22 protein-coding genes are annotated in these 19809 nt (G+C 43.8%); 12 read left to right on the top strand and 10 right to left on the bottom strand.

Annotated elements, in window-relative coordinates; translation table 11 throughout:
• Positions 1–400: 400 nt before the first annotated feature.
• Both ACEN82_RS16460 and ACEN82_RS16455 read right to left on the bottom strand, forming a co-directional pair.
• On the bottom strand, positions 401–1057 hold the full coding sequence (locus ACEN82_RS16460) for a 3-oxoacid CoA-transferase subunit B (protein WP_090523970.1): 657 nt from the start codon (positions 1055–1057) through the stop codon (positions 401–403).
• A gap of 228 nt (positions 1058–1285) precedes the next feature.
• Positions 1286–1984 (bottom strand): CoA transferase subunit A, encoded by a 699-nt coding sequence (locus tag ACEN82_RS16455; protein WP_413318342.1) that lies wholly within the window; start codon positions 1982–1984, stop codon positions 1286–1288.
• A gap of 168 nt (positions 1985–2152) precedes the next feature.
• Between ACEN82_RS16455 and ACEN82_RS16450 the strand changes: the two genes are divergently transcribed.
• Positions 2153–2710: a hypothetical protein gene (locus ACEN82_RS16450; RefSeq protein WP_413318344.1), complete on the top strand. Its 558-nt coding sequence runs from the start codon at positions 2153–2155 to the stop codon at positions 2708–2710.
• A 259-nt stretch (positions 2711–2969) separates the two neighbouring features.
• Here ACEN82_RS16450 and ACEN82_RS16445 read toward each other — a convergent pair whose 3' ends face one another.
• From ACEN82_RS16445 to ACEN82_RS16430, 4 genes are all read right to left on the bottom strand, one after another.
• Positions 2970–4055 (bottom strand): SGNH/GDSL hydrolase family protein, encoded by a 1086-nt coding sequence (locus ACEN82_RS16445; protein ID WP_413318346.1) that lies wholly within the window; start codon positions 4053–4055, stop codon positions 2970–2972.
• A gap of 92 nt (positions 4056–4147) precedes the next feature.
• The gene (locus ACEN82_RS16440) at positions 4148–4510 is read right to left on the bottom strand and encodes a VOC family protein (protein ID WP_208102442.1); all 363 of its coding nucleotides are present in this window, start codon (positions 4508–4510) and stop codon (positions 4148–4150) included.
• Between the two features lie 245 nt (positions 4511–4755).
• Entirely contained in the window at positions 4756–7119 is a 2364-nt protein-coding gene (locus ACEN82_RS16435; protein ID WP_413318349.1) for an endonuclease MutS2, read from the bottom strand.
• 4 nt (positions 7120–7123) lie between these two features.
• On the bottom strand, positions 7124–7699 hold the full coding sequence (locus ACEN82_RS16430) for a DUF4296 domain-containing protein (RefSeq protein ID WP_413318351.1): 576 nt from the start codon (positions 7697–7699) through the stop codon (positions 7124–7126).
• Positions 7700–7742: 43 nt separating this feature from the next.
• On the opposite strand from ACEN82_RS16430, the gene ACEN82_RS16425 reads away from it, so the two are divergent.
• From ACEN82_RS16425 to ACEN82_RS16405, 5 genes are all read left to right on the top strand, one after another.
• The gene (locus ACEN82_RS16425) at positions 7743–8432 is read left to right on the top strand and encodes a YggS family pyridoxal phosphate-dependent enzyme (protein WP_413318353.1); all 690 of its coding nucleotides are present in this window, start codon (positions 7743–7745) and stop codon (positions 8430–8432) included.
• A gap of 389 nt (positions 8433–8821) precedes the next feature.
• Complete coding sequence (locus tag ACEN82_RS16420; protein WP_413318355.1) at positions 8822–9340, top strand: GNAT family N-acetyltransferase; 519 nt, start codon at positions 8822–8824, stop codon at positions 9338–9340.
• 10 nt (positions 9341–9350) lie between these two features.
• Positions 9351–10148 (top strand): DUF3298 and DUF4163 domain-containing protein, encoded by a 798-nt coding sequence (locus ACEN82_RS16415; protein WP_413318357.1) that lies wholly within the window; start codon positions 9351–9353, stop codon positions 10146–10148.
• A complete protein-coding gene (locus ACEN82_RS16410) occupies positions 10149–11405 on the top strand; it encodes an aspartate kinase (protein WP_413318359.1) in 1257 nt (418 codons plus the stop codon).
• Positions 11406–11482: 77 nt separating this feature from the next.
• The gene (locus ACEN82_RS16405) at positions 11483–12343 is read left to right on the top strand and encodes a YitT family protein (protein ID WP_188833151.1); all 861 of its coding nucleotides are present in this window, start codon (positions 11483–11485) and stop codon (positions 12341–12343) included.
• Between the two features lie 97 nt (positions 12344–12440).
• Here the strand turns inward: ACEN82_RS16405 and ACEN82_RS16400 are convergent, their stop codons facing one another.
• Together ACEN82_RS16400 and ACEN82_RS16395 are read right to left on the bottom strand one after the other, a co-directional pair.
• Positions 12441–12824: an acyl-CoA thioesterase gene (locus ACEN82_RS16400; RefSeq protein WP_090524011.1), complete on the bottom strand. Its 384-nt coding sequence runs from the start codon at positions 12822–12824 to the stop codon at positions 12441–12443.
• 51 nt (positions 12825–12875) lie between these two features.
• On the bottom strand, positions 12876–13874 hold the full coding sequence (locus ACEN82_RS16395) for a beta-ketoacyl-ACP synthase III (protein ID WP_413318361.1): 999 nt from the start codon (positions 13872–13874) through the stop codon (positions 12876–12878).
• A 221-nt stretch (positions 13875–14095) separates the two neighbouring features.
• On the opposite strand from ACEN82_RS16395, the gene ACEN82_RS16390 reads away from it, so the two are divergent.
• Genes ACEN82_RS16390 through ACEN82_RS16375 form a run of 4 tightly spaced genes read left to right on the top strand, consistent with a single transcriptional unit; the run spans position 14096 to position 16077 of the window.
• Positions 14096–14824, top strand: coding sequence for a dioxygenase family protein (locus tag ACEN82_RS16390; protein ID WP_413318363.1), 729 nt, complete (start codon positions 14096–14098; stop codon positions 14822–14824).
• 28 nt (positions 14825–14852) lie between these two features.
• Positions 14853–14981 (top strand): hypothetical protein, encoded by a 129-nt coding sequence (locus ACEN82_RS16385; protein ID WP_413318365.1) that lies wholly within the window; start codon positions 14853–14855, stop codon positions 14979–14981.
• A gap of 27 nt (positions 14982–15008) precedes the next feature.
• Entirely contained in the window at positions 15009–15374 is a 366-nt protein-coding gene (locus tag ACEN82_RS16380; protein WP_413318367.1) for a hypothetical protein, read from the top strand.
• Between the two features lies 1 nt (position 15375).
• Positions 15376–16077 carry a pirin family protein gene (locus ACEN82_RS16375; protein ID WP_413318369.1) on the top strand — a complete coding sequence of 234 codons (702 nt, stop codon included), beginning with the start codon at positions 15376–15378 and terminating at the stop codon, positions 16075–16077.
• Between the two features lie 115 nt (positions 16078–16192).
• Here ACEN82_RS16375 and ACEN82_RS16370 read toward each other — a convergent pair whose 3' ends face one another.
• Positions 16193–16957: an SDR family NAD(P)-dependent oxidoreductase gene (locus tag ACEN82_RS16370; protein WP_413318371.1), complete on the bottom strand. Its 765-nt coding sequence runs from the start codon at positions 16955–16957 to the stop codon at positions 16193–16195.
• 105 nt (positions 16958–17062) lie between these two features.
• Positions 17063–17854 carry a carbon-nitrogen hydrolase family protein gene (locus ACEN82_RS16365; protein WP_413318373.1) on the bottom strand — a complete coding sequence of 264 codons (792 nt, stop codon included), beginning with the start codon at positions 17852–17854 and terminating at the stop codon, positions 17063–17065.
• A gap of 189 nt (positions 17855–18043) precedes the next feature.
• On the opposite strand from ACEN82_RS16365, the gene ACEN82_RS16360 reads away from it, so the two are divergent.
• Entirely contained in the window at positions 18044–19087 is a 1044-nt protein-coding gene (locus ACEN82_RS16360) for an NAD(P)-dependent alcohol dehydrogenase (RefSeq protein ID WP_090524030.1), read from the top strand.
• A 148-nt stretch (positions 19088–19235) separates the two neighbouring features.
• A complete protein-coding gene (locus ACEN82_RS16355; protein WP_413318375.1) occupies positions 19236–19796 on the top strand; it encodes a dihydrofolate reductase family protein in 561 nt (186 codons plus the stop codon).
• Positions 19797–19809: the final 13 nt, after the last annotated feature.

Raw genomic sequence — 19809 nt, 5'->3', positions numbered from 1 at the left:
GATAGGAGTTTCTTTGAGGGATGCTATAGCGTTTTACTAAATCGTCATTGCGAGGAACGAAGCAATCGCGAGCTATACAGAGCGGACTTGCTTATTGGGGATTATTAATGATTGTAATTTGATTTTTATAGGTATTAATGAGCTCCCTACGGTCGGTTGTCTTCGTGCCTTATGATGACGTTATCGTAAATAATTGATTATCAAGTTGGTTTTTGGGGCCTGTTTTGTGATATGGGCGTTGCCTGTGGCCCGCGCTATACGCTCATACTGCACGGGCATTAGCCACAAGGCCGGTATCCGCTGCTATCGCTAACGCGCCCGGCGCACCATCGCTAAGATATATTTTATACGTCATCGCGGTGTTTTTCAGGATTTCCTTGATGGTTACTCAATGACGTGACTACAGAATTATTTCCGGCACGTCGCCTTCAATAATAAGCTTCCCTGCCGTAGCCTGTTTAATTTCTTCAACACTTACTCCCGGAGCCCTTTCAATAAGCCTGAAACCACCTTCGGGCAAAACGTCAAATACACCCAGCTCCGTCACGATTTTTTTAACGCAGTGTACACCGGTGAGGGGAAGGGTACATTGGGGCAGCAACTTTGATTCGCCCGCTTTGTTTACGTGCTGCATGGCTACAATGATATTTTCGGCCGATGCTACAAGGTCCATAGCGCCACCCATACCCTTAACCATTTTACCGGGGATTTTCCAGTTGGCAATGTCGCCGTTTTCGGATACTTCCATAGCGCCTAAAATAGTTAGGTTCACTTTCTTAGCCCTGATCATCCCGAAGCTCATCGCCGAATCAAATATGGCCGAGCCGGGTAGCATAGTAATGGTTTGTTTGCCTGCGTTAATGGTATCCGGGTCTTCCTCACCCTCAAAAGGGAAGGGGCCCATCCCTAACAAACCATTTTCGGATTGGAGTACTACATCCATTGTATCCGGAATATAGTTGGCTACCAGCGTGGGGATGCCAATGCCAAGGTTAACATAGTAACCATCTTTTATTTCTTTCGCAATTCGCTTTGCGATGCCTTGTTTATCTAACATTATCTTCTTTGTTGAAATCAAGTCATTGCGAGGAACGAAGCGATCGCATGCTATACAGGGCGGCTATGCCTCTGTGCGATTGCCACGCTACGCTCGCAATGACATGTTGCGTTTTATTAATTATGTCATTGAGGAACGAGGCAATCGCTTGCTATACAGAGAGACTTGTACAGTCGTTCTGCCAATCGGGGATTGCTTCGTGCCTCGCAATGATGTGGTGTTTGATATTTATTGTTTACTTCTCACCGTTGCATGCTCTATGCGCTTTTCATAGTTACTTCCTTTAAAAATCCTGTGCACATAAATACCCGGTGTATGGATATGATCCGGATCAAGTTCGCCGGGTTGTACCAGTTCTTCCACTTCGGCAATGGTTACCTTACCGGCCATAGCCATTACCGGGTTAAAATTGCGGGCGGTTGACCGGTATACCAGGTTGCCCATAGTATCGCCCTTCCAGGCTTTTACAATGGCAAAGTCGGCATTAAAGGCCATTTCCATTAAATAATCTTTGCCGTTAAAGTTGCGCACTTCCTTGCCTTCGGCCACTTCGGTGCCAATACCTGCGGGAGTGAATATGGCGGGCATGCCGTAACCGGCGGCCATACAGCGGGTGGCCAGTGTACCTTGTGGTATCAGTTCCACTTCAAGCTCGCCGCTTAGTAACTGGCGTTCAAATTCGGCGTTTTCGCCCACGTACGATGAGATCATTTTTTTTACCTGGCGCTGCTTCAGCATCAGGCCAATGCCAAAATCGTCAACCCCGGCATTATTGGAGATACAGGTGAGCTGCTTAACCCCCTTTTTTACCAGGGCGGCAATACAATTTTCGGGCAATCCGCATAATCCGAATCCGCCGAGCATAAGGGTCATGCCGTCGGTAATATCGCGGATGGCCTCATCAGCACCACTAACTACTTTATTCATATATTATAATTGGTTGCTATAAATTTAAGTAAAATAAGCTTAATGCTTATTGTTATGTAGATAACTTCCTACCGCACGACTGTGTTTTTATAAATGATGTTTTATAGGTTTTGTAAAACAATTAGAAATTAATTTTATTAATAATTAATACATCAAATATCAAAACCTATGGAATTACGAGATGACGAGTTCAGGAGCGATGAGCTTAAACGCCCCGAACATGAAGGAAATAAACCCAATGCTTACCGGGTAGATGACGACAATAATGAGGATGAAAAAGACCTGAAACGAAGTTATTTGTTTGGCAGCTCAGAAATGAAAAGCCCAAATGACCCGGGTATGGAAGGAAACGGTATGGGAGGCCAAAACTTTGGCCAAAACAATATCACCCCGGCGGGTAATGATAAAGACAACCCCTCGCAAATGGCGGGCAATAATAACGAATACTTTAACCGCACCCAGCCTGCCGAGGAACATCCCGAAAACAGCAATTTTAAAGATCCTAACCAGGCAGGTAACGCCAACTACGGCAATGTGATCAACGTATCACAAAACGGCCGTTCGGATGAAGACAGCGGACAAACGGAAACCAGTAATAGCAAGCCCAACCCGCAGCAGCAATACCAGGAAGGAACTGCCGACGCTGACGGAGATGCCAGCAAAAAGCAACAAATCAATATTCCAGGACCTAATGAGTTGCCTGATCAGCAGAGGGTGGGGGAGTAAGTTTTAATAAATGTCATTGCGAGGAGCGAGTGAGAATGAGCCTTGGAGCGACGTGGCAATCTCGTCGTTTTGCAATCCAAAAAGCATATTTGCCCTGTATTGTTTCTTGCGCTCGTTTGCAACGAGCGCTTAATGTGGTTGGGCGATTGCATCGCCAGTCGCGTTATAAACGCTAACCCAGGTTAAGCGCTCGTTGCAAACGAGCGCAAGTAAAAGATGAACGCCAGGGATGTGCTGCGCTGCTGCTCAATAACATATTTTACCACTTAACCGTCTTCTCCATAAAAGCGATCAAATCATCGGCCATCGCTTGCTGCTCTTTCAGGCTCGGATGCCCCGGCGTATTTTTATAAGGAATAAAGTGCGTGTAAATGCCTTTATCGTTTAAAGCAGCAACGGCCTTTTCGATATAACCAGGCCATGGCGATCCTGCTTTGGTTGCATCCATGCTGCCCAGCGCGCAAATGATCTGTGCTTTAGGATATACCTTGCGGATACTTTTTACAAACTCTTTATAAGCTTTAATGATCTGTTCCGGCTCGGGGGCTTTACTGCCAAAGCGCTCTTTAAACTGTGGATTGTTGGGTTGGTTTACAATCCACGAATCATTTTGAAACAGGTTGATCACTACTACGTCGGGCGTATATTTTTTGAAATTCCAGGTGCTTGTTGGGTCTGTTGGATCAAGGCGGTTATACATTTCAGGCATAATGAGCGGGAACCAGCTCACCGTAATACCGATACCGCTTTTAGAGGTGCAAACATACTGTGCATCAAAGTGACGGGCGGTAAGGGCAGCATAGCTAAGGTAGCCGTTTTCGTAAGGGGCGCTGCCGCGGTCTTGCCCGGTGGTGTCCTCATCGGCATAGCCGCAGGTAATGGAGTTGCCGAAAAATTCGATCTTACGTTTTTGGGCCTCCGGAGGAGGAAGGGCAGTGGCGTCTTTAGCTAAGGTAAACTGATAAAAAAAGGTTTTGCCTTTGTCCCATTCAGTTCGTTTAAACAGCTCGAGGGTGTGCTTGCCCGCAGGCAGATTTTCGGCAAGGGTATAAGCCTGTTTGGTATTATCAAGGTGAATGGTATTTACAACCTTGTCATCAACAATGATGGTAAAATAGTTTTCGCCCCGTTCATCCTGCATCACAGCCGATGCGCCTGTTCCGTCAAAACTAATTTTTAATGATGAGCCCGTCCAGTACAGTTCGGCAGCTTCATCAGTTTGATTGATCCGCCCGGTGTAGCGGATGCGCTGATCTTTGCTCTTTAAAATAATATTTTGAGCAAGACAGCTTGTTATTGAACCGGTAAATGCAATGAAAAGTACAAGAAAATATAATCTGCGCATCTTTATTAGGGTTTGGCCGCCCTAAAAATAGGAAACTTATGCAAAAAGCGGATAAGTCATTGGCCTATCCGCAAATATTTGTTAGGAAACTATCATTCAATCGGCATCCCAAACTGCAGCAGGTAGCCATTATAGTCAAAAACGCCGAACTCGCGCATGCCGTAATTAAAATCTTCAATGGGGTAGCAAATCACCGCCCTGTCTTTCAGTTCGCTCCATAATAGATCAACCTTATCCGTGCGGATATAAAATGAGCCGGTAAATTTAGGTACAGTGAACGATGCATTATCAACAGGCAAAGCTAACATGATCTCGATATCATCACGGCTTACCGTGGCCCAGCCCCAGTCCTCATCATAGCCAATACAGGTAAAACCAAGGTTATTAATGTAAAAATCAACACTTTCCCGTACCTGCCGGGTGTATAACATAGGAGCAATAGATTTTAAAGACATAGTTTATTTGAAATAAGTTAAGGTTGAATCGGTAAATTAATGCTAACAAATCATGAACCGTCATTGCGAGGTACGAAGCAATCCCCGATTGGCAGAGCGAATATGCAAATCCGCTTTGCATAGTTTGGGATTATTAATACTTATAATTTGTTTTTTATAGGTATTAATGAGCTCCCTCCGGTCGGTTGTCTTCGTACCTCGCAATGACGTTCCTTGTTATTTGGTTATTTATTTTAACCTTGCGTTTACTTCAAATATACATAAGTTATTCCATCTCCGCCACGGTCGGCATGTTCATCTTCCATCCGGTCAACCTGCTCATATTTTTTAAGATATTGCCTGATCATTTTACGCAAAATCCCATCGCCTTTGCCATGAATGATCTTGAGGTTGTTAAAGCCCATCATCAGTGCGCGGTCAAACAGTTTTTCAATGGCGTGAAGCGCATCTTCGGTACGCTGGCCACGTACGTCAATCTCCGGACTAAAACTGGCCATATCATTGGTATGCGAACTAAAATTACGCCTGATCTCTTTAGGTACCGATGATTTGGAAACCTTGATCACGCGTTTCTTTTTAGCAACCGTACGCAAATCGCCTATAGCAATCACCACATTTTCTTTAATGATCTCTATCACCTGGCCTGTAGTTTCCGAATCGATGAGTTTCACCCAGTCGCCGGGTTTTAATTCTTCATCGGCAGGGGCAGCAGGTTTTGGCGCCTCAGTTTTAACGGTGTTCTTTTTAAGTTCAACGTTCAGGTTTTCGCGCAGCTGCTTTGTCTTTTCTTTATCGGCATTGCTGCTCTTTATTTCGGAAATGGTGTTTTCAACCAGCTTGTTGGCGTTCAGGATAATGTTCTTGGCCTGATCCTTGGCTTCCTTAATCAGTGTGCGTTTATTTTCTTCGAGATAGCTTTTTAACTTCTCGTTTTCTGCAAGCAGCTCATTAACCTTGCGTTGTTGTTTATCCAGTTTTTGTTTGGTTTCAAAAATAGAACGCTTTTCACGCTCCAAGTCAACCAGCAGGGTATCAACCTTTTTTTGCCCTTCGCTTATTTTGTTTTTGGCGAGGTTAAGCACGTTGGCCGGTAATCCTATTTTTTGGGCAATTTCAAAAGCATATGAGCTGCCGGGCTTGCCAATCTCCAATTGGTACAAAGGCCTCATCTCAATATTATTGAACAGCATAGATGCATTTTCAATGCCCTCGGTATTGCTGGCAAATATTTTAAGGTTGGAGTAGTGCGTAGTTACCATTCCCTTAACTTTTTTTTGATTGAGTGATTCCAACACAGCTTCGGCAATCGGCCCGCCAAATTGCGGATCGGTACCGGTGCCAAACTCGTCTATCAGGATCAGGGTTTTGCCGTTGGCCTGCTCCACAAAGTTTTTCATTTTGGACAGGTGGGCGCTGTACGTACTCAAATCACTTTCTATCGACTGGTCATCGCCTATATCGACAAAAAGCTGCTTGAATACACCTACTATACTGGCTTCATCCGCGGGGATGAGTAAGCCGGCCTGTACCATCATTTGCAATAAACCAACGGTTTTCATACAAACAGATTTACCGCCGGCGTTGGGGCCCGATACCACGATGATGCGGGTACCTTCGTCTATCTGCATATTGAGTGGGACAACCGTTTTTTTCTCTGCCTTAAAATTCAGGAACAATAGCGGGTGACGGGCATTGTATAATTTAACCCTGGCCTCGTTTATCACCTGCGGCATTTCGGCCTCAATATCAATGGCAAACAGAGCTTTGGCGCGCACAAAATCAAGCTTGGTTAGCAAACCATGATAGGAGAGTAGCAAAGGCACGTAAGGCCTTAATTCGGTAGTTAAGGCGGTCAGAATTTTTACTATCTCCCGGCGGCGTTCAAACTCCAGGTCGCGGATGCGGTTGTTGAGTACAAACACCTCTTCGGGCTCAATATAAACTGTTTGGCCCGATGCTGATTCGTCATGCACAAAACCTTTCAGTTTGCGTTTGTTTTCGGCCAGCAGCGGGATCACCAGCCTGCCATCGCGTACGGTTAACGAACCATCGGCAGCCCAGCCGTTTGATGTGGCATTTTTAAAAACCATATCAATTTTTTTGCGGGCTTCCTGCTCGGCTTTGGCAATGCCTGTGGTAATTTCCATCAGCTCGCGCGAAGCATTGGGCCTGATCTTGCCTTTCTGATCAATCACGGCATCTATCTTTTTAAGGATCGCCTTTTCAATAGGCAGATGCTCAAAAAGGGCCTCAAGGTTAGGGTACAGGCCTTCACGCTCGTTAAAATAAGCAATTACGGCAAATACCGTGGTTAACGAAGCCTGAACCTGGTAAAACTCTTCTTCGCTTAAAAAAACGCCCTCTATACGGGCTTTATTGGCAAGGGACTTTATATCGAAAAAATGCTGGATGGGCAGGGCCTCATCATTAACCAGGATATTCTTAAACTCGTTTGCCTGGCTCAGGAATTTATGGATCTGGTCGTAATTGCTCATCACCTGGATCTTGTCAACCATTTGTTGACCCATTTCGCTCAGGCAATGTGCTTTTATCAGTTCTTTTATCTCGGTAAAACCCAGCTTATCTACACTGTTTTGGGGGTAAAGCATCAGGTTATGACTTTAAGTTTTTTAACGAATCGGCTTTGTGGGCTTTCTTGCTTTTGCGGGGATGGAATCTCCTTGCCGAGTCGGTTTTTAGTTTAGTTTTTAAATTTTTCAATGAGTCGGCTTTGCGGGCTTCCGTGTTTTCATGCGGATGCGTTTTCCTTGCCGAATCTATTTTAGTTTTAATATTTAAGTTTTTTAACGAATCGAGCTTACGCGTAGCCTTGCTCTGTTCTGTTTGCACTTTGGCAAGCGAATCGGTTTTACTTTTAATTTTTATATCCACCTGGTCATAAATGGCCAACAGTTTATCGGGCTGCATGGCGTAGTACCGCATGCTGCGGTTAAAATGCGCGGTATCGGTATGCAGGCGCTGAAACATGGCAATGTATTTACCCGCGCCGTATTTATACAAACTATCGGGTATCTGCGTAGTATTATACAGGCTGCCGTCGATGATGTGCATTTCGGTTAACACCGCTGCCATAGCGTCGGGTTTGAGGACGTCGTTGGGAATACTTTTGCCATTGCAGGCACATAAAAAAAGTGCTGCAGAAAAAAACAAGGTTATATATTTATGCATTCAGTAATTTAGCGGCTGATTAATTAAGCAAATTTACGGATAAATGAGCATTGCAGATAACATCAGAAGCTTAAAAAAGGAAACGGAAGCAGATAAGGTAATATTATTGGCCGTATCAAAAACAAAACCTGTTGCAGATGTACAGGAAGCCTATGATGCCGGACAGCGCCTTTTTGGCGAAAATATAGTGCAGGAAATGGTTGAGAAGTACGAGCAACTGCCTAAAGATATCGAATGGCATTTGATTGGTCACCTGCAAACCAATAAGGTAAAGTATATAGCGCCTTTTGTAAGTATGATCCAGTCTGTTGATAGCCTGAAGCTTTTGCACGAGATCAACAAACATGCTGAAAAAGCCGGGAGGGTAATTGATTGTCTTTTGCAAATTTATATAGCCGACGAAGAAACGAAATACGGACTGGGCTTTGATGAAGCAATAGAATTGCTGCGCTCTGAAGAGTTTGCTGCGATGAAAAATATTCGCATCCGCGGATTGATGGGCATTGCTACCAATACCGATAACGAAAAGCAGATTAAAGAAGAATATTACGAACTGAACACCTTTTTCGAGGGCATCAAACAAAGCTATTTCCGGAAGGAAGAGAGTTTTGATATTTTGTCGATGGGTATGTCGTCTGATTATAAACTGGCCATTGAGCAGGGCAGCAATATGGTGCGTTTAGGCAGTACTATATTTGGCGGCAGGGTAATTAAGCATTGGAAAAATAATTGACTGGAATTTGTCTGAACCGGAATTTATCGAATTAAAGAATTGACAGAATGAGACTACCATTCAAATAATTCGTTCTGCCCGTTGTTGGTGTTGTTACCAACAACATGTTTTTGAAATGAAATTTAAGTGTTCAATTTTTTAGAAACGGGTGTTCAACTTATAAAACCGTGTAAAGTTAAGTAATTGACTATCAGTTATTATGTGTTCATTTTGTTTGAATGGGTAATATGCGTTAAAATTAAATAGTTGATTATCAGTTGTTTTTTTGGGAAGGATATCTGTAAGTGTTCACACCTAAAAAAGTTGAACACCTGTTAAAATAAATAGAAAGTTGTTGGTGACAACACCAACAACGGCGAGTGACAATCAACAATGGGTAAAAAAATAAAATGAATAACACAGAAAATAAAATTGAAAGTCAGCACCCCCTTCAGGGGGCGGGGGAGGTTAATATTCGCTACGCAGTTCAATCCGATTGTCCCCGTTTAATGGAGCTGGTACACGAATTGGCGTTATATGAAAAAGCCCCGGAAGAGGTTACAGTAACCCTGCAGCATTTTGAAGAAACCGGGTTTGGCCCTAACCCTGTCTGGAAAGCTTTTGTGGCCGAAGTTGACAGTGTTGTGGTTGGTTTTGCCTTATACTATATCCGCTACTCCACCTGGAAAGGCTCCCGCATGTACCTGGAAGATCTGATTGTAACCGAAGAGATGCGCGGCAAGAAGATCGGCAAACTGCTTTTCGACAGGCTGCTCCGGGAAGCTAAGGAGTGTGGTTTCAGCGGTATGGTTTGGCAGGTGCTCGACTGGAATGAACCGGCTATTAACTTTTACAATAAGTACGGCGCGAATATTGAGGCGGGCTGGTTAAATGCTTCGCTTTCAAAAGAGCAGTTGTTAAACTACTAATACTATACCTATGAAAAATCTGTGCCTTGCGTTTTTTATGGCGATGGGATTATCATCGTGTCAGTGGGGCGTTCCTAATAAAATTCCCGAGAAGTCATTTGATACCCTGCGTTATGCTTATAAAGTCATCAAAGCACGGGCGGCAGATTGTGGTGCTAAGGCCGATAGCGCCTGTACGGTAGTGAAAATTAACTATCCTGTTTTTGACAGCGCCAAAACTTTAAATGATACCATAACCCGTAAGCTTACATTGATGTTTGCTACGGATGGAAGGTCCGACACCAGCCTGGAGCTGATGACCAAAAAGTTCCTGAAATCATATGATGATTTCAGGAAGACTAACGCGCGGTCGGGAATGTTTTTTACGCTGGGTGATTCCGTTAAAGTGATCCACCAGGATTCAAGTTTAACTACGCTCGAAGTGCGGGGTTATTCATATACCGGCGGCGCTCATGGCAGCACATCTGTCGGCTTTATAAACTGGGATACAAAAGCAAGTAAAAACCTCAAACTTGATGATGTTCTGGTTGACGGGTATCATGATAAATTAAATGCCGTTGCCGAGAAAATCTTCAGAAAGAATGAAAAATTAAGTGATACCGCATCTCTCGCCACCAATTATTTTTTTAAGGATAACAAATTCGCGCTCAATGCCAATTTTTCCATTACGCCACTTGGGATTAAATTTTTGTATAATCAGTATGACATTAAACCATACGCGGCCGGTATTACCGAATTGTTTATTCCATACGCACAGATCAAATCATTAGTACAGCCGGGTTCGGTTGTAAGTCAATTCATTAAATAAATGCTTGTTTTTAAATTCGGAGGGGCATCAGTTAAAGATGCCGCGGGTGTTACCAACCTTGCTAATGTTGTAAAACAATATACTGATCAACAATTGCTCATCGTGGTATCGGCCATGGGCAAAACTACTAACGCGCTTGAGAAGCTTACCAAAGCCTACATGGAGCAAACCGATGATATGCACGGGATCTTTAACGAAATTAAAGAATATCATTACAACATCCTGAGCGGATTATTTGAACCGGGCCACCCTGTATTTGATGAAGTTGCCAATACCTTTGTGGAGATTGACTGGGCCATTGAAGATGAACCACACGATAGCTATGATTTTGTTTATGACCAAATCGTATCCATTGGCGAACTGGTATCAACCCGGATAGTTAACGCCTACCTGAACCAGGTTGGGCTCAAAAGTAAATGGCTTGATGTACGCGGATATGTGCATACCGATAATACTTACAGAGAAGGTATAGTAGATTGGGATAAAACTAAAGCAAGTATCAGCAAGGATCTTCCAACCTTACTTGAAAAAAGTATTGTTGTAACCCAGGGCTTTTTGGGCGGCACCTCCGAAAATTTTACCACCACACTTGGTCGCGAAGGGTCTGATTACACAGCATCTATATTTGCAGCTTGCTTGGGTGCCGAATCGGTTACTGCCTGGAAAGATGTTCCGGGCATCCTGAACGCCGATCCGAGATTTTTTGCTGATACGGTTAAATTTGATGAGCTCTCCTATACGGAAGCCATCGAAATGACTTATTACGGGGCCAGTGTCATCCATCCAAAAACCATCAAACCCTTACAAAATGCTAAAATACCACTGCTGGTAAAGTCGTTTACAGACCCATCTGCGCCCGGTACAGTAATTAAAGAAGATGGACATAATCAGTTTACCAAGCCGGTGATCATCCTGAAACAAAACCAGGTATTACTGTCAGTATCAGGTAAGGATTACTCTTTTATAACGGAAGATCACCTGAGCGATGTATTTCGCCTGTTTGCCCAAAACAATGTTAAGGTAAATGTGATGCAAACATCGGCATTGAGTTTTTCGGTTTGCTTTGATTTGAACGAAGAGCGTTTTGAAAAGCTGCTGAACGGCCTAAAACAAGATTTTAAAGTGAAATATAACGATGGGTTAACGCTCATTACTGTACGCCATGACGGGGCGAATACCATTAAGGAATTAACCAAAGGCAAAACTATTTTGCTTGAACAAATTAGCAGGAATACGATACAGGTGGTGGTGAGGTAAAAGTCAAAAATCTCACTTTATCAACATTCGTCAGTGTTCAAATACCTGCTTTTAGCGCCAAAAAGCTATATTTGGGCATGAAGGCAATCAACACGATCAGGGATTCAGCAAATATCGGACTCGGGATTTTATCGGCAGCTTTTGGTCTTAAGGGGTTTTTATTATCGAGCCACTTTATCGACGGAGGTGCTACCGGGGTATCCATGCTGATATCTGATATAACCTCCATCCCCATATCTGTTTTGATCTTTGTTATCAACGTGCCTTTTTTGTGGATCGGTTACCGGAAGCTTGGGCTTTGGTTTGCTATTAAAAGTACCGCCGCCATTGCTTTGCTTTCATTATGCCTTGCTGTTGTTCAGTTTCCGGATGTTACTCATGATAAATTGCTTACCGCGGTATTTGGCGGCGTGTTTATTGGTACCGGCAGCGGCCTGGCCATGCGTGGTGGAGCGGTGCTTGATGGTACTGAAATAGCCGCTGTACTGGTAAGTAAAAAGACTCAACTGCTAAAGGTAAGCGATTTTATTTTGCTGCTTAACGTTTTGATATTTGGGGTAGCGGCGTCGGTATTGGGTGTTGAACCGGCCATGTATTCAATATTAACCTATATGGCTGCCGCCAAAATGATCGATTTTTTGCTGAACGGTATCGAGCAATATTCGGGTATTACCGTGATCTCGACCAAAAGCGATGCAATACGGAGGGCGATAACGGTTACCCTTGGCAGGGGTGTTACAATTTACCAGGGGAAAAGCGGTTACGGAAAAGACGGTCATGTCAATGATCCCCGCGATATTGTGTTCACTGTCGCCACCCGTTTGGAAATTCCATCATTAAAACAAACTATTTTACGGATAGACCCCAAAGCCTTTATTGTACAGCAAAGTATTGACGACACAACAGGTGGGTTGTTGAAGCGCAAGAAACTACATTAAGAAGCTAAAAAAGAGCTTAGAGCATAAGGCTGAAAGCTCAAAGCAGTTTTGTATACGGGAAAATCGGGCTTTAGGCCTTAGGCTTTCCGCTTTAAGCTTACAAAACGCTTACCGGGTGCTTATGATCATCAATGGCAACAAAGGTAAAAGTGCCGGTGATGGCTTTTTCGCGCACAAAGGAGTACATTTCTTCAATATAGATTTCAACCAAGACTTTTAGGCTGGTATTGCCGATATGGGATATACGGCCAACAAGCTCAATAATGGTACCTGCCGGTATAGGACGGTTAAAGTCGATCCTGTCGGATGATACGGTAACCATTTTTTTACGGGTAAAGCGGGTGGCCGTAATGAAAGCTACTTCGTCCATCATGGCCATTGCCGAACCTCCGAAAAGCGTGTCGTAGTGATTGGTGTCGCTCGGGAACACGGTTTTGAATATCCGTGATTCGGCTTCTTTAATTCGTTCTTCAGTAGTCATTGAGTTGAATTTTAACTCCCTCTCTTTTGGAGAGGGTTGGGCTGAGGTTGCTTATCTCAATTTACCCCATTTTAAATAAGTTGCGCCCCATGAAAACCCAGCGCCAAATGCTGTCAGGATTATGTTATCGTTCTCTTTAAAATCTTCTTTATAATCCCATAACGCCAGTGGGATAGTGGCAGCTGTGGTGTTACCATAACGGTCGATGTTAATCTTAACACGGCTTTCAGGCAGGCCCAAAGCATCACCTACGGCGTGGATAATGCGGTAATTGGCTTGGTGGGGGATTAGCCAGTTGATATCATCTATGGTAAGGTTGTTACGCTGCAGCACAGATGTGCAGCTTTCGGTCATGCCTTTAATGGCCGCTTTAAAAACTACGCGACCATCCTGACGTATATAGTGCAGTTTACCATCGAGGGTTTCTTCTGATGCCGGGTTCATAGAACCGCCGCCGGGTACATATAAATGCTCCCTGCCGTGCCCATCAGTTTTAAATACACTGTCAATAACGCCCAGATCTTCAGAAGATGGTTCAAGCAATACCGCACCGGCGCCATCGCCAAAAAGGATACAGGTGTTACGGTCGGCATAGTTTACAATGGCGCTGTTTTGATCAGCACCGATAACTATTACTTTTTTATAACGGTTGCTTTCAACCAGGCTCGAGCCAAGGGTAAAGGCATAAAGGAAACCACTGCAGGCCGCATTAACGTCAGACGCCCAGGCATTGCTTAAACCACATTTATCACAAACGATGCTGGCGGTAGAGATAAGCAGATAATCGGGTGTTGAAGTAGCTACGATAACACAGTCAATTTCAGAAGGATCAACTTTGGCATTTTCAAGTAGATTTTTTACCGCAAAGGCAGCCATATCTGAAGTAGCGAGCGATCTGTCGGCGAGGATCCTTCTTTCTTTGATCCCTGTACGCGAAATTATCCAGTCGCTGTTAGTTTCAACCATTTTTTCTAAATCACTATTAGTTAAAATGTTGTCGGGAACATATCCACCTACACCGGTAATCACCGCACTGCTTTTTAATGCCATAAATATTATATACTCTCAAAAAAACATGCAAAGATAGAGAAATTTGACGGTTTAAAGCTGTCATGCAACTGTATGTTTATACAATCTCATCTTTTCGCACACCGATAATTTGCTGTTTATCGACACAAAAAGGCAGCTAACCGACACATGTTTCAACACTTACTGTACTGCTTTTACTTTTGAATCAACGAATTAGTTTAAACTTAAAAGGAAAATATACAATGGAAAGAAAGAACTTTTTAAAAAGCCTGGTAATTGGCGCAGTGTCATCGTCGGTATTGGTTGAGGCCTGCAAAAAAGATGCTGATACCGCCACAACTACTACCACTTCATCTTCCGGCAGTACCTCGGGTTCAACCGACACAGGCAGTTGCAGTGTTGCACCTACCGAAACCGAAGGCCCCTATCCAACACATTCACCTGCATCTTATGTAAGAAGCGATATTACTGATGGTCGTACCGGGTATAAACTTACCGTGAAAATTACAATCAATAATAGTAATAATAGCTGCAGCGCGCTTTCCGGAGCGTTGGTTGATATCTGGCATTGCGATGCGGAAGGCAATTATTCTGAATATGGCGGCAGTGGTACGCAATCAACAAATTATACATCAGTTCATTTTTTACGCGGCAGGCAAACTACCGATTCAAATGGCCTGGTAACTTTTACCTCTATATTTCCAGGTTGGTATACGGGCAGGGCTACGCATATTCACGTTCATGTGTATAACTCATCGGGTACATCATTAAAAGTAACACAGATTGCTTTTCCGGAAGGTACCGGCACGGCCCTGGCGGCTGTTAACGGTTATGCTAAAGGCATGAGCGGATATACGTATAACGCCAGTGATAATGTGTTTAGCGATGGGTATACGCTTGAAACTGCTACTGTTACCGGTAGCACCACCGCCAGTTTTGTATTGGCTATCAGCTTAAGTGTACCTGCTTAAAAAACCATTTTGTTTTTTGAACCATCATATGCAAAAGCGCGTCATCATTTTATGTTATCGTAAAATCATCGATATCCGGTCGGCCAAGCAATGGGATAAGCTGGTTTTTGAAAGTACCTACCTGGAATTTAAAATGCAGGCCCAGAATTTTAGCTAGGGAACAGCCTATACTTCCTACGCCGAATTGTTAAGGAATGTGCCCAATGCCCAGCGTTTAACCGGTATGGTTACTCCATCGGTTACCGGTTACATTCAGCAGCTTGGCAGCATTATGCCCGATATTTTAAACAATGTTGGCAGGCGGTTCCTTTCATTCAGCAGGTTTCAGCTGGAGATCATCAATTCGGATATTAATGACAAGGATAAACACCAGGTCGCGGTTAATTTTTATTCCGAACCGTTGTTTTGGCATGATACCATAGATAATTACCTGCTCATATCCGCTCAACAGGCCGAAAATCAGTTAAATGTCGAAAATAATTGCATATCTACCAACCTTATGCAACTGCAGCCGTATATAAATATAACTTCACTGCAATATCACAATTAACATGGAAAAGATCTCACCGGGACAAATACATTTGGCCGACCAAAGAGGTTTCACGAAAACCCACACCTTGAGGCGTTACAGCAGTTTTAACTATGGTAACTACTTTAATGAGCATCGTAAACCCTTTGGCCGGTTGGAGGTATGGAATGATGAAATGCTGGCGGGCGGCAGTTCGATTGATGTCGCCGTCGAAAACTCCGGCTGGTTTGTTTTGATGCCGGTTACAGGTGAAGTGCTACTAAAAAGGGTAAACGGAGATATCCGCCTGATTGATGTTGGAGAGCTGTTTGTAGGTTATGCTGTTGCCGGTGAGCGTCTTGAATTAACTAATCTTTATAAAAGCGATTGGATCAATTACATTTATTTTCAGTTAAAAGATGATGAGGTTATAGATCTACCGCAGGACGCCGTTTTTAAATTTGATATTACCAACAGACAAAATGAACTGATCGACCTGGTCCCCACCAGCGGAATGCATCCGTTTCGATTGCATGCGGGGGTATTTGGCGGGAGGGCTGATGCGCTTTATCAACTTCAAAACAATAGATCGTTGTTTTACGCATTTGTGCTTGCCGGGGCTTTTGAGCTGCAGGGCCGCCTGATGCATGAGCGTGACGGATTGGCGTTATGGCAGTTGGAAGAAGCTGACATGGAAGCATTAAGCAATAACGCGGTGATTGCGATATTGGAAATATTAAAATAAATCGCCTGTTGTAGAGACGCATTATTGACACGTTTTGTAATATACAGCCGGCCCCTTACAAAAAGGGTACCTCATTAATTTAACGAGGTACCCGACTAATCAAGATGTTTTCCATTTAAATTGCCATACCACCCGATGCTTCAATACGCTGGCCATTAACCCAACGCGCATCTTCAGTACAAAGGAAAGCTACAACGCCGCCAACGTCCTCCGCAACGCCTGGTCTGCCCAGTGCAGTTATGCTGCTTACCATTTTTTGTGTTTCTTCGCTGTTGCGCAAATGGCCGCCGCCAAAATCGGTCATGATGGCGCCGGGGGCAACCACATTGGCCCTGATACCTCTTCCGCCAAGTTCTTTAGCCAGGTAACGGGTGAAAATTTCTACCGCACCTTTCATAGACGCATAGGCCGAAGAACGCGGAACTGATACCCGCGTCAACCCGGACGATACGTTGACAATACCACCGCCATCTGCCATCAGATGGATCAATCTTTGAGTTAAAAAGTATACGCCTTTAAAGTGCACATTCAATAAATCATCAAAAAATTCCTCGGTAACATCGCTGATGGCGCTGTAACCGCCTTGCCCGGCATTATTAATTAAAAAGTCGATATGATCGGTGCCAAATTTATCCGTCAAAACTTCACGCAGTTTTTCGGTAAATGCATCAAAGCTTTTAATTACTCCGGTATTGAGTTGCAATGCTGCTGCCTTTGCGCCGCTTTGTTCTACAAGGCTAACTACCTTTGCTGCCTCCTCTGCATTGGTATTGTAGGTTATAATAACATCTATTCCTTTTTCGGCAAGCCTTAAGGCCATGTCCCGGCCTAAGCCACGGCTGCCGCCGGTAACCACGGCAATTTTATTTCTGTTTTCCATTTCTTTTTGTTTTGATACAAAAGTAAAACAGATAGGAGAGGAAGGGTTTGGATAAATCAATCCATTATTTACAAAATTCAAATAATGGGTAAGATATCGGCGCTTTTAATAATTGTATAACTGTGGTTTAAATCTTTTAGCCAGGTAGCCGGTAGCTTTTTGCGGGTCAATATCGGCTATAATTACACCGGTTGTTCCATAAGCCTGGTAAACCACACACGTACCATCCGGCGCTATGACCGAACTTGCTGATTCCGGGTAAAGCGAACCATAATTAGAACTGGCAAAATAGATGGTGTTTTCCAGCGCCCGCATCATCATGGCCTTTTCGTAATAAGGGTTGGCCATGCTTCCCCACTCGGTAAGCAGCACGCCTTCGGTATTACTGCCCGAAAAATGCGGGTGGAAAACAATGTGCGCGCCATTACGTGCCGCCCATCTTACCGATTCGGGATAACGGAACCCTTCGTGGCAAATGGTAACGCCAAATTTTAAGCCATTTACTTCAAAAATACTTCGCTGGGTACCCGGAACCCAAATGGCATCTTCCGATGGGTCTAATTGGTTTTTAGTTTGATATCCAAGCACCTTGCCGGTTTTGGATATTACATGTGCAATGTTTAAAAGCCCGTCTTCGCTGTACCAATCCATAGGCATAATTACCGCAATATTATCTTCGTCGGCCATCCTGCATACTTCATCCAGCGCCGATTGCAGTATCTCCGGCGATGTTGGCTCCGGATCGGCTATCATACCCGGATATCCAGGTATATATGATTCAGGGAAGCAGATAACCTCTGCCTGTTGTGATGCTGCGTCTTTAATCAACTTTTCGGCTTGTTGCAGACCATCATTAATTGATTTTGGAAAAGGCGGAGTAGCAATGGCTATTTTCATGCGGTGTTAATCTATATGCTAAATTAAATGATTGCTTTTATCTGTGGTTAATATTTATCCCCTCATGTGTCACTTTTTTATTTCAACCCATACTTGACCGATATTTATAAAATTATCATTGTACATTTGTTATGGAGATCCTCTCCAAACTCAATAAATCATCATTCACACTACTTAACGTTTACTACTATGATTGAAACTAAAGCGTATGCCGCGCAAGATGAAAATACACCGCTTGCCCCCTGGACTTTTGAGAGGCGCGAAGTTGGTGCTCATGACGTGCAGTTTGATATTTTGTACTGTGGCGTTTGCCACTCCGATTTGCACCAGATCAAAAACGACTGGTTCCCCGGCATTTTTCCTATGGTGCCCGGACATGAAATTGTTGGCCGCGTAGTTAAAGTTGGCGAGCATGTAAAAGGTTTTAAAGTTGGCGACCTTGCCGCTACCGGCTGTTTGGTTGACTCATGTCGTACATGCGAAAACTGTAAACGCGACCTTGAGCAATACTGCCTCAATGGCAACTCGCAAACTTATAACGGCCTTGAACAGGATCATAAAACACCTACTTATGGTGGTTACTCAAACACCATTGTTGTTAATGAGGATTTTGTGCTGCACCTTAAGGAAGGAGTTGATCTGGCCGCCGTTGCCCCGTTATTATGCGCCGGCATCACAACCTACTCGCCGCTAAGGCACTGGAAAGTAGGCAAAGGCCATAAGCTTGCCGTGCTTGGCTTAGGCGGCTTAGGCCATATGGCGGTTAAATTTGGTGTTGCCTTTGGTGCCGATGTTACGGTATTAAGTACATCGCCTAAGAAAGAAGAAGACGCTAAAAAATTAGGTGCCCACCACTTTGTGGTAACTACCGATCCAAAACAGGTTGAAGCAGCTAAAAACTCCTTCGATTTTATTTTGGATACCGTATCGGCCGAGCATGACTTTAACATGTACCTGTCGTTATTACGTACCGATGGTGTTCATATTTGTGTGGGCGTTCCGCCTAAACCAGCTCAGATTGCTGCCTTCAGCTTATTGGGCGGCCGTAAAAGCTTAGCGGGTTCAGGAATTGGCGGCATTAAAGAAACCCAGGAGATGCTTGATTTCTGTGCCGAAAATAACATTGTTTCGGATATTGAAATGATTGATATCAAGGATATTCACACTGCTTATGACCGCATGGAAAAAGGCGATGTGCGTTACAGGTTTGTAATTGATATGGCTACGTTGTAAAGTAATTTATAATTGATAACAGAAGGCCGTGCGGGAGCATGGCCTTTTTACTATAGTCATATTTACACCCTTTAAAAGTCGCTTTAGCCCCCTGCATACAATGGAGCACCGGTTTAATTTTGATATAAAAAATATAACCGCTGATAATATGAGAAACTTAGTATTGTTTATGCACATTTCACTTGATGGTATGGTTGCCCGCACTGATGGTGCTATGGACTGGATCAAAGTGAGCAATGAGCTGTTTGAGTATGCCAACGCCCGCACACAGGTAGCTGACACCGCCCTGTATGGTCGTAAAACTTTTGAAATGATGGATGCCTACTGGCCAACAGCAGCCGATGGGCCAAATGCCTCAAAACACGATATTGAACACGCTACATGGTATAATAATACACTTAAGTATGTAGTGTCTGAAAATGCTGCCGGGCAAAATACCGATAAGATTAAATTTATCAGTGATGATGTAAAGGCGCGGATTTCAGACCTCAAAAAACAGGAAGGCGGCGAGATCATCATGTTCGGCAGCCCCGGCCTTGCCCGTTATTTGATGCAGGAAGGATTGATTGATGAATTTTGGCTGTTTATAAACCCGATAGTGCTTGGCGCCGGTGTTCCGTTATTTCCTAATGCGGAAATAAAACTTAAACTGGAAAAAAGCACAACTTTCGCCGATGGTGTTCTCGGGGTGCATTATATAAAAGAGTAGTGTTTTGCAGGTA

It is taken from the genome of Mucilaginibacter sp. Mucisp73 (assembly GCF_059491465.1).
This window is presented reverse-complemented; position numbering and strand designations above follow the sequence as displayed.